This is a genomic window from Xinfangfangia pollutisoli, assembly GCF_020179405.1.
GTDB classification, from domain to species: Bacteria; Pseudomonadota; Alphaproteobacteria; order Rhodobacterales; family Rhodobacteraceae; genus Pseudogemmobacter; species Pseudogemmobacter pollutisoli.
Map to the genome: position 1 here is coordinate 1 of NZ_JAICBZ010000174.1, position 1,512 is coordinate 1,512.

A 1,512-nucleotide genomic window follows, 5' to 3' on the forward strand; every position below is an offset into this window, starting at 1 on the left:
TTGGGCGAGGCGGTTCTGGCGGCCGACTGCCGGCTCGATGCCGCGATCTGCCGGCTGGTCCTGCCCTTGGCGCAGGTCATGGCGCTGGCACCGGGCCAGGTGCTGACGCTGACCGGCGCGGCGCTGGACAAGATCACCCTGTCGGGCATCGACGGCCGGCCGCTGGCGCAGGCGCGGCTGGGCCAGCAGCGCGGCCTGCGCGCCCTGCGCCTGACCCAGACCGGCGATGCGGGCCAGGAGGCCGGCACCGGCACAGAGGCCGGGCCCGATCAGGGGATGGCGGAGGGGATCGAGGTCGGGATGGGCGGCGGGCTGGCGCTGGACGATCCGATGCAGGGCTTCCCGGCGCTGGATCTGCCGGGCGATCCCTCGGCGGCCGAAGACGGCTTTCCGATCGGGTTCGATCCCGGCGGCTTTCTGGCCACGGGCTAGGCTTTCGACCGATTGCCGAAAGACGGGCGGCAGGCCGGGCCGCCCCGTCGCGGGATCAGGCCAGCGCCAGTTCCAGCGCGCCAAACAGCGCCGCCACATCCGGCACGGTCTGGAACAGATCGCGCAGGGCCGCGGGGGCGAAGCCCTCGGCGATCACATGGTCGATCAGCGCCAGCAGCGGCTGCCAGTAGCCATCCTGATCCAGCAGCAGGATCGGCTTTGCATGCAGCCCGATCTGCGCCCAGGTCACCACTTCGAAAAACTCGTCCAGACTGCCCGCGCCGCCCGGCAGGACGACGATGGCCTCGGAATTCATGAACATCACCTTCTTGCGTTCATGCATGTCCTCGGTGACGATATAGGTCGTCAGGTCGCGCTTGCCGACTTCGGCGCGCACCAGATGGGTGGGGATCACCCCGAATGTCGCGGCCCCGGCGCCTTGGGCCGCGCGCGCCACCTCGCCCATCAGCCCCACATCCCCCGCGCCATAGACCAGCCGCCAGCCCCGGGCCGCGATGCCTTCGCCCAGAAGACGTGCCGCCAGCGCATGCGCGGGGTTGCGCCCGGGCCGCGAGCCGCAGAAGACGCAGATCGAATGCGCGGTCATGCCGAAGTCCCGATTCCTGTTGCCTTGCGCCCTGATATCGGGGTTCTTTGCACATTGTAAGCTGCGGCACAGGGCGAAGGACCGCAGAGCCGAGGGGAACGTGGGCAATGGCGAATTGGGCGTCGATAGGCGGGGCAGGCCGGGCGGGTGTGGTCGCGGTTGGAACGGCGGCCGCGGCCGGTCTGGGCTGGCTGGTCTGGGACCGGCCGCGCCCCGAACCGCCCGCGAACCTGCCCGCCGAAAGCCTGGCCGAGCCTTCCGTTCAGACGCCTGCCCAGACGCCCGCCGAGTCTTTGGCCCAGCCCGGTGCCACGGATCCCGCGCCCGCGCCTGACGCCCGCGCGGAACCCGCGGCGCAGCCTGCCGCAGAAGCCGCCCCGGCCACGCCCGACCCTGCGGCCGCGCCGCCCGCGCCGCCGCCGCCGCAGATCGGCACCTGGCTGGTCGAGGCCGATGGCCAGGCCACGATCGCC

General features: G+C 72.1%; 2 protein-coding genes and 1 pseudogene. 2 read left to right on the top strand and 1 reads right to left on the bottom strand.

Annotated features, from left to right (window positions below; all coding sequences use genetic code 11):
- Window positions 1–432: FliM/FliN family flagellar motor C-terminal domain-containing protein (locus K1Y73_RS21860; RefSeq protein ID WP_225030525.1), on the top strand; the 432-nt coding region annotated here is incomplete at its 5' end.
- 55 nt (window positions 433–487) lie between these two features.
- On the opposite strand, the gene K1Y73_RS21865 is transcribed toward K1Y73_RS21860, so the two are convergent.
- Complete coding sequence (locus K1Y73_RS21865; RefSeq protein WP_225030527.1) at window positions 488–1,039, bottom strand: LOG family protein; 552 nt, start codon at window positions 1,037–1,039, stop codon at window positions 488–490.
- Between the two features lie 149 nt (window positions 1,040–1,188).
- On the opposite strand from K1Y73_RS21865, the pseudogene K1Y73_RS21870 reads away from it, so the two are divergent.
- Window positions 1,189–1,512 (top strand): annotated as a pseudogene (locus K1Y73_RS21870) (hypothetical protein); the annotation flags it as partial.